Origin of the sequence: Saccharopolyspora oryzae (genome assembly GCF_027853915.1) — a bacterium.
Lineage (GTDB): Bacteria > Actinomycetota > Actinomycetes > Mycobacteriales > Pseudonocardiaceae > Saccharopolyspora > Saccharopolyspora oryzae.
The window spans coordinates 49437-57376 of record NZ_JAQGLA010000043.1; the positions used below are offsets into that span (position 1 = coordinate 49437).

Genomic DNA, 7940 nt, shown 5'->3' on the forward strand with positions numbered 1-7940 from the left:
CCGCGCGTCCGGAGCAGAACGGTTCCGGCGTCCCGCAGGTCGTGCGGGTCGGTGCCGTGAATCCCTTGATCTCGCGTCGGGTTGGTCTAGAGTGTGGACTCGCCTGCGGATGAACAAGCTCATTCGCTCGATTCGCTCATTTTCATCCCGTGGAGAGCGAGAAACGTGCATCAGGACTTCTCCGAAGACGATTTGGCGCTCATTCATGCCCTCCAGCTGTGGCCGCGCGCGCCTTGGGCGGCGCTGGCCCCGGTGCTCGACGCCTCGCCGACGGCGTTGGCGCAGCGCTGGACCCGGCTCCGGGAATCGGGGCTGGCCTGGATCACGGCGTACCCCGAGTACGGCGAGCTCTCCGGCGGCGCGATGGTCGCGCTGGTCGAGATGAACTGCGCCCCGGGCGCGGTGGACGACGTGGCCGGACGGCTGGAGCGGACCCACCGCGTGCACAACGTCGAACACGCCGCCCAGGGCCGGGACCTGCTGCTGACGGTGGCCGCCAGCTCGTTCGGCGAGCTCTCCGCGCTGCTGCTCGACGAGCTGCCGAAGCTGCCCGGCGTGGCGTCGCTGCACTCCCACATCGGGACCAAGCGGCACATCGAGGGAAGCCAGTGGCAGCTGGACGCGCTGGACCGGGCGCAGCGCGAGGCGATCCGGCACGCCGGGCGGGCCGAGCGGGACCGTCCCAGCGAGTCGATCTACTTGCGCTCCAAGGTCTTCGCGCCGCTGGTGTCCGCCCTGGCGCACGACGGCCGGGCGTCCGCGGCGGAACTGGCCGAGCGGCTGGACCGGCCGACCTCCACGGTCCGCCGCCAGCTGGCCGCCCTGCTGCGCTCCCGGGCGCTCCGGCTCCGCTGCGAGGTCGCCCAGCTGCACACCCGGTGGCCGATCGCGGTGATCTGGTGGTGCCGGCTGCCCAACAGCGCGCTCCCCGAGGCGGTGTCCCGGCTGCGGGAGGACTCCCGGGTGCGGCTGTGCATGTCGGTGACCGGCTCGGCGAACCTCGTGGTCAACGCGTGGACGGCGAACATGGCGGACCTGATGAGCATGCAGGACGACCTCGAACGGCTGCTCCCGCCAGGAGGAATCGTGAACAACTCGGTGATCCTGCGGACCCGCAAGCGCGTCGGCTGGCTGATGCACCCGGACGGCCGCTGCACCGGTGAGGTCATCCCGCTCCCGGGTCCTTTGGCCGAAGCAGGCGCGGAGTCCTGACGTCGGGAAAGGCCGGCAGCTCGAAGCGATCTGTCCACATCAGACGGCACGAAGTCTGATGTGGACAGCTCCGCTCGGTGAGGTGTTAGCTCGTTGGCGTTGTCGGTGCAGTGAGCAGGCCTTCGGCGGCGTCCACGAGTTCGGCGATCCACGGCTGCGCGCGCTCGGCGGTGTCGTGCGGTCCGGCTCGTTCGTGGTCGGCGATCGTGTGCACGACGAGGTGCTCCAGCATGCGCAGGCGGGCCCGCGCCGTTGCTTCCGGCAAGTGCGACAGGTGCCGGCGGAGACCGCGCCACACCAGTCGCAGGCTCGTCGCGGTGTCCCAGTCCCAGGCGGTGGAGTGGTGGGGATCGGCCGAGAACTGCGCGAGGAACCGGGCGTAGTAGCCGTGCGGTCCGGCCGCGGTCGTCGCGAGCGGGACGATGAACGCCTCCAGCAGCGGGCGCAGTTCGTCGTCGGGCCGCTCGACCTGCATCTCGGCGAGGTGTTGCAGGCGCTGCTCGTTGATGGTGCGCATCCGGTGGTCGAAGATCGCTTCGATCAGCGCGGACTTGTTCCCGAAGTGGTACTGGGCCGCGGACGTGTTGCGCTGGCCCGCCGCGGCGCCGACCTCGCGCAGCGACACCTCGCCGATGCCGCGCTCCGCGAACAGCCGCTCGGCGGCGAGGATCAGCTGCTCGCGCGTGTCGCGCTCAGGCGTGGCCGGGCTCGCCATCTCGTCTCCTCGGGGTGCGCTCGAGCGGTTCGACCCATTGTGACAGGTGCCTTGTGTGATTAACACATGCGCTTTAGCGTCTGGAACACGCGGTTTAGCCTTGCCCGCACCGCCCGGACGCACGCCGGCCCTCGAAGGAGGAGCACCGCCATGACCGCACCCGAGCTGGACTGGGACGACGACACCGATCGGCAGAACGCCACCCGCGGGCTGCTCGGCCGCCTCGACCCCTGCGTCATCCGCGATGCATCTGGGCGCGTCGTCTGGGACATCGAGCGGTGGTCGTTCCTCGCGGAGGACTGCCCCGGCACGGCGCACCCCGGGCTTTGGCGGCAGGGGCGGCTCAACGCCCTGGACGGCCTGTTCGAGGTCGTGCCCGGCGTCTACCAGATCCGCGGGTTCGACGTCTCGAACATGACGCTGGTCGAAGGCGACTCGGGAGTCGTCGTGGTCGACCCGCTGATCAGCGAGGAGTGCTCGGCCGCGGGGCTGGCCCTCTACCGCAGCCACCGCGGTCCGCGGCCGGTGACCGGGGTCGTCTACACGCACAGCCACGCCGACCACTTCGCGGGCGTGGGCGGTGTGGTGGACCGGGCCGACGTGGCAGCCGAGCGCGTTCCGGTGCTCGCACCTGCGGGGTTCATGGAGCACGCGGTCGGCGAGAACGTCTTCGCCGGTCCGGCGATGCTGGCCCGCGCGCGCTACATGTACGGGAGCAGGTTGCCGGCCGGCCCCGGCGGCGCGATCGGCTTCGGGCTCGGGCAGGGCACGTCGACCGGGCGGACCGGCCTGATCGCGCCGACCGGGTCGATCACCCGCACCGGGCAGGAGTGGGAGGTCGACGGCGTCCGGATGATCTTCCAGCTGACGCCGGGTACCGAAGCGCCCAGCGAGATGAACTTCCTGCTGCCCGAGCACGGAGTCCTGCTGGTGGCGGAGAACGCCAACCACACGCTGCACAACGTGCTGACGCTGCGCGGAGCCGAGGTCCGCGACGCCCGGGCCTGGGCGGGCTACCTGACGGAGACGATCCAGCTGTTCGGCGACCGGGCCGACGTGCTGGTGGGATCGCACCACTGGCCCACCTGGGGGCGCGCCGAGCTGATCAGGTTCTTGTCGGAGCAGCGCGACGCCTACGCCTACCTCCACGACCAGACCGTGCGGCTGATGAACCGCGGCCTGACCGGCGCGGAGATCGCCGAGGAGTTGCAGGAGTTCCCGCCATCCCTGGCGAAGGCGTGGCACGCGCGCGGCTACTACGGCTCGCTGAGCCACAACAGCAAGGCCGTCTACCAGCGCTACATGGGGTGGTTCGACGGCAACCCCGCGCACCTGTGGCAGCACCCGCCGGCCGAGTCCGCCCGGCGCTACGTCGAGTTCATGGGCGGCGCGGACGCCGTGGTGGACAAAGCGCGGAAGTCGTTCGCGGACGGTGATCTGCGGTGGGTCGCCGAGGTGCTCGCCCACGTGCTCTTCAGCGATCCGGACCACGCCGCGGCCCGGCAGCTCCAGGCCGAGACCTTCGAAGAGCTGGGGTACGGCGCGGAGAACGGCACGTGGCGCAACTTCTACCTCTCGGGAGCTTGGGAGCTTCGACGGGATCCCGAGGAGCGCCGGACCACGACGGGCAGCGCCAACCTGGCGATGGTTCCGGCGTTGTCCGTCGAGCAGCTCTTCCAGTCCTGGGCGGTGCGCTTGAACGGGCCCGAGGCCGCTGCGCACCGCATCCTGCTGCGCTGGGAATTCACCGATCTGGACGAGACGTGGACGTTGCTGCTCGCCAACGGCGTGCTCACCCCGATCCGAGGAGAAGCACCCCGCGGCGAGCAGCCCCACTGCGCGCTGCGGCTGGAACGCGGGGTGTTCGACCGGATCCTGTCCGGCCAGGCGGACTTCCCGGGTTCGATCGCCGCGGGTGAGGTCGTCCCCGAGGGGGACGACCAGGCGCTGCGAACCCTGCTGGGGCTGCTGGAAGAACCGGCCCGATCGTTCCCCATCGCACTGCCCTGAGACCCCTGCTGCGGACCAGCGGCCCCGGGTGCTCCGCAAATTCAATGGAATTTGGACATCCGATTTCCATTGAATTTGCGTGACCCCCCTGGGAGGGCGTGAGGATCCGTTGCCGGCGGCTGGGTCGCGGTCGGTGAGCACAGTGGACGTCGGTGCGCGGGGATCGATTACAGTGGTGGGGTGGGGAAATCGGCTTCGGACGGCGATTGGGGAAACTCGGTCGGTGCGCGGGTGCGGGAGCTGCGCCGGGGGCGCGGCCTCACCTTGAAGCAGGTCGGCGAGCGCGCCGAGCTCTCGCACGCGTTCTTGAGCCAGTTCGAGCGCGGCCTGACGACCGCCAGCGTGAACACGCTGCAGCGCATCGCAGTGGCGCTGGGCACGACGGTGTCCGCGCTGCTGGCCACCCGCACCGAGCAGGAGATCGGCGTCCTGCGCGCGGGCGAAGGGGTCGCGGTGCCGAGGGCGGACGTGCCGGACGGCACCACGGTCCGGTCCCTGAGCCGCGCCGACTGGCCGGTGCAGCCGATCGAGTACACCGGCGGTCCGGTGGAGTTCGGCGACTACTTCGAGCACGTCGGGCACGAGATGCTGTACGTGGTGTCCGGGCGCATCGAGCTGGACTTCGCCGGTGGTCGGCGGGAGGAGCTCGGCCCCGCCGACGTGGTGACCTACCCGGGCAGCACCCCGCACCGGTGGCGGATCCTCGGCGATGAGCAGGTCCGGGTGCTGGTGATCGTCACCGATCGCTGAGGTCGGTTCAGCGCAGCAGCGGCACCACCTGTTCGCGGAAGCGGTGCATCTGCTCCTCGGCCATCGCGTAGGTGTGGCCCGGGAAGTGCGGGAAGACCACCAGGTGCTCCAGCCCGAGGGAGTCCTTGTGGTGCTGCACGGTCTCGGCGACCTCCTCCGGGGTGCCGACCGCCCACATCTTCTGCTCCGTCGACTGCTGCAGGGTCGGCACCAGACCGGGTCGCGCGGGCTTCCCGTCTTCTCCCCGGTAGCCGCGGCTCCACCCGAACGGTGCCAGCAGGTTCCAGAACTCGTCGTGCCCGGCACCGCCGATGCGCCAAGCGGTCTCGTGGTCGTCGGCGATGTGCACCGGCAGCACCAGGATCCGCTTGGCGCCGCTGGTGAGCTCGACGTCGTGGTGCTGCTGGTACAGCTCGGCGTAGCGCTCCCACTGGTCGCGGACGAACCCGTGGTACTGGTTCCACCAGACGCAGCCGTGGCCGACTTCGGCGGCGTAGCCGAGGGTGGGCGGGCTGGTGACGGCCTGCCAGATCTCCACCTCGTGCAGCGGGCCGGGCAGCAGCGTCAGGGTGTCCACCGAACCGTCCGGCCCGTGCGTGCCGGGAGGCGGAAGCTCGAAGAACTTCCCCTTGTAGGAGAAGGTTTCGTTGTCCAGCGCGGTGCGCACGACCTCCATGTACTCGGCGAACACCTCGCGGTTGTGCGCGTCGATCTCCTCGCGCTTGGCGTCCGATTCCAGGTAGCCCATGTCGGCCTGGTGCATGCCGAGGCTGCGCAGCTCGCGGGGGACCGTGCCGCGCCCGACGCCGAGCACCGCGCGCCCGCCGGAGAGGTTGAGCAGCGTGCTGAAGTCCTCAGCGAGCCGGAGCGGATGCCACTGGGGGACGATGTTGAACATCGCGCCGACCTGGATGTGCTCGGTCTTGGCGACCAGGTGGGACTGCAGCATCAACGAGTTGGGGACGATCTCGTACCCCTCGTGCTGGAAGTGGTGCTCGGCCAGCCAGTAGCTGTCGTACCCCAGCTCCTCGGCGCGCACGCCGAGGTCGACGAGGTTCTGGGTCGCCTGCCACACCTGCCGGCGGGTCGCGCGGCGCTGCCCGGCGGGCAGCGGGTTCCCGGCCAGCACGTCGGGCATCTCGACCGAGCCGAAGAAGAACACCCCGTAGCGCAAGACGACCTCCAAAATGTAAGTGTTACCAACATTTCATGGCTCAGTGTCGCGCATATCCACTCCGAGTCAAGCGCCGATTCTCGTCCTTGACTTGACGTAACCGCAGGTGCACGATCGTTTGAAATGTTGGCTCTACCAACATTTCGTCACCGGTCCTGCGCCATCCGCGCACCGCGGTGCGTCCCAGGGAGGCCGTCATGGTCGAAGACCCCGCCAGAGCCGCCACCGAACCCACCGGTCCACCGCGCCGGGTCGCCGTCGAGCAGAAGGGGATCGAACCGGTCCTCGACGGCGAACGGCACGGATCACCGCTGTCGGCCTTCACCTTGTGGTTCGCCGGCAACCTGCAGTACTCGGCGCTCGCGGTCGGCGCGATCCCGACCGCGTTCCTCGGGCTGAACTTCGCCCAGGCCGCGCTCGCGCTCGTCGTCGGCACCCTGATCGGCAGCCTGCTGCTGGGCGTCGCCGCCACCATGGGGCCGCAGGCCGGAGCGCCGCAGATGGTGCAGTCCCGGGGCCCGTTCGGCTACTTCGGCAACTTCCTGCCCGTCGCGCTGCTGTTCCTGACCGGGTTCGGCTACTTCGCGGTGAACACCGTGCTCGGCACCTACATCGTCCGGGAGCTGTTCGGCATCCCGTTCCTGGCCGCGCTGGTCGTGGTGGCGCTGGTGCAGATCGTCATCGCCATCATCGGCCACGACTTCGTGCACCGCGTCGAACGGGCCCTGGTCGTCGTGATGGCCGTGCTGTTCCTGATCATCACCGGGTACGGCATCGCGCGCGGCGACTTCGCGGCGGGCGGTGATCCGGGCGCGAACACGCTCACCGGGGCGATGCTCATGACGGTGGCGATCAGCTCGTCGCGCACCTTCGGCTGGGCGATCGGTGCCTCGGACTACACCCGTTACCTGCCCCGCGAGACCAGCAGGCGTCGACTGCGGTGGTCGGCGTTCGGCGGTGCGGCCATCGCCGGGCTGTGGATGCACCTGCTCGGCGCCGCGATCGGCACCGCCATCTCGCCGAGCAGCCCGACCGATCTCGTCACCCAGCTCATCCCGAACGGACTGGCGGTGCTCGCGCTGCTGGCCCTGCTGGCGTCGACCGTCGCGGGCAGCGTGCTCGACATCTACTCCGGCTCGCTGGCCCTGCTGATGGCCGACATCCCGCTGCGCCGCTGGGTTTCCGCGCTGCTGACCGGGATCCTGGGCGCGGCGCTGGGGTGGTGGGCCGGGCACACCGAGGGGGCGGTGTTCGAGAACTTCCAGAACTTCCTGTTCCTCGTGGGCTACTGGATCGGCCCGTGGCTGGGTGTCGCGCTGGTCGACTTCCTGGTCCACCGCAAACGGGGCGTGGACGTCGACGTCTTCTACGACCGCTCTCGGCGGGTCCGGCCCGGGCTGCTGGCGTTCGGGATCGGCGTGGTGGTCTCGATCCCGTTCATGCACCAGAGCCTGTTCACCGGACCGATCGCCGCCGCGCTCCCGCAACTCGGCGACATCACCTACTGGGTCGGCGGCGTGGTGGCCGCGGCGGCCTACTACTTCCTGACCCGGGAACCGGAGGCGAGATGACCGGCAAACGCGGCCTGGGGCCGCTCTTCTACGGCGACGTCGAGCAACCGTGGAGCCGCGGCGCTGCCGCCGGGGAGTTCCTCTTCCTCAGCGGGATCGACGGGGTGGTGGACGAGCAGGGCAGGGCCGTCGCGGGGATCGCCGAGCAGACCCGGACGACGCTGGACCGGATCCGCGCGCTGCTGGCCGACGAAGGCGCTGAACCGGACGACATCGTGCAACTGGACCAGTTCGTCGCCGACCCGGCCGAGCGCGCCGAGTACATGCGTGCCCGCGACGAGTGGTTCGCCGAGCACGCGCCGAAGCTGCTCGACGAGCGCTCCTACGCCTCCCTGCTGATCTACCCGGCGCTGGCCACTCCGCAGATGCGGGTGGAGATCCGCGCAGTGGCGCGGAAGAAGGAGGAATCGTGATCGTGTCCCGCTCGTTCGCCGAGTTGAGCGCCGCCGACGTGAGCACCGTCCGCTCGTCGTCGGTGGCGGTGCTGCCGGTGCGGGCCGTGCTGTTC

Annotated in this window: 7 protein-coding genes; 5 read left to right on the forward strand and 2 right to left on the reverse strand. The window is 70.0% G+C overall.

Annotated elements, in window-relative coordinates; all coding sequences use genetic code 11:
* The first annotated feature begins 165 nt into the window (after positions 1–165).
* Complete coding sequence (locus OU415_RS23205) at positions 166–1212, forward strand: Lrp/AsnC family transcriptional regulator (protein WP_270951200.1); 1047 nt, start codon at positions 166–168, stop codon at positions 1210–1212.
* Positions 1213–1297: 85 nt separating this feature from the next.
* On the opposite strand, the gene OU415_RS23210 is transcribed toward OU415_RS23205, so the two are convergent.
* Entirely contained in the window at positions 1298–1927 is a 630-nt protein-coding gene (locus OU415_RS23210; protein ID WP_270951201.1) for a TetR family transcriptional regulator, read from the reverse strand.
* A 150-nt stretch (positions 1928–2077) separates the two neighbouring features.
* On the opposite strand from OU415_RS23210, the gene OU415_RS23215 reads away from it, so the two are divergent.
* Together OU415_RS23215 and OU415_RS23220 are read left to right on the forward strand one after the other, a co-directional pair.
* On the forward strand, positions 2078–3937 hold the full coding sequence (locus tag OU415_RS23215) for an alkyl/aryl-sulfatase (RefSeq protein ID WP_270951202.1): 1860 nt from the start codon (positions 2078–2080) through the stop codon (positions 3935–3937).
* A gap of 180 nt (positions 3938–4117) precedes the next feature.
* Positions 4118–4687 carry a helix-turn-helix domain-containing protein gene (locus OU415_RS23220; RefSeq protein WP_270951203.1) on the forward strand — a complete coding sequence of 190 codons (570 nt, stop codon included), beginning with the start codon at positions 4118–4120 and terminating at the stop codon, positions 4685–4687.
* Between the two features lie 7 nt (positions 4688–4694).
* Here OU415_RS23220 and OU415_RS23225 read toward each other — a convergent pair whose 3' ends face one another.
* Positions 4695–5873: an LLM class flavin-dependent oxidoreductase gene (locus OU415_RS23225; RefSeq protein ID WP_270951204.1), complete on the reverse strand. Its 1179-nt coding sequence runs from the start codon at positions 5871–5873 to the stop codon at positions 4695–4697.
* A gap of 185 nt (positions 5874–6058) precedes the next feature.
* Here OU415_RS23225 and OU415_RS23230 point away from each other — a divergent pair, with 185 nt between their 5' ends.
* Both OU415_RS23230 and OU415_RS23235 read left to right on the forward strand, forming a co-directional pair.
* Positions 6059–7432: a purine-cytosine permease family protein gene (locus OU415_RS23230; protein ID WP_270951205.1), complete on the forward strand. Its 1374-nt coding sequence runs from the start codon at positions 6059–6061 to the stop codon at positions 7430–7432.
* On the forward strand, positions 7429–7845 hold the full coding sequence (locus tag OU415_RS23235; RefSeq protein ID WP_270951206.1) for a RidA family protein: 417 nt from the start codon (positions 7429–7431) through the stop codon (positions 7843–7845). Before OU415_RS23230 ends, OU415_RS23235 begins: the two co-directional genes overlap by 4 nt.
* Positions 7846–7940 lie beyond the last annotated feature (95 nt).